The organism is Neisseria sp. HMSC70E02 (assembly GCF_001838645.1).
Classification (GTDB): Bacteria; Pseudomonadota; Gammaproteobacteria; order Burkholderiales; family Neisseriaceae; genus Neisseria; species Neisseria macacae.
In genome coordinates this window covers 31,191-31,486 of the sequence record NZ_KV838105.1, presented here as the reverse complement: position 1 = coordinate 31,486, position 296 = coordinate 31,191, and the positions used below count along the sequence as shown (strand labels likewise).

Below are 296 nucleotides of genomic sequence, written 5' to 3'. Positions count from 1 at the left end.
CATTATCCAGCTTGAAATATAAATCGGCTTCGTAGGGCATACCGTCATCCCCAACAAGATCTTCCCAGCCAAATCCTTTTCGCGTTACCTGCATCATTGCCCGATCCGGAATCAGGGTGCGGGTATCGACGACAATATCCGTTCCATCATAACCACTACGTTTAAACCTATTGATAGTCCTAACGTTTCTATCCCAATCATTAAACATAACCATCACGCTCCAGCCGTTGTAATCAAGGTGCGTACTGCCGTGACGGCGTTTGGACGGCAGGCGCAATTGATAGCGGCCGCTGCAA

1 pseudogene is annotated in these 296 nt (G+C 48.6%); it reads right to left on the bottom strand.

The window, feature by feature from the left end:
• Positions 1–296: pseudogene (locus HMPREF3277_RS09035) on the bottom strand (hypothetical protein); the annotation flags it as partial.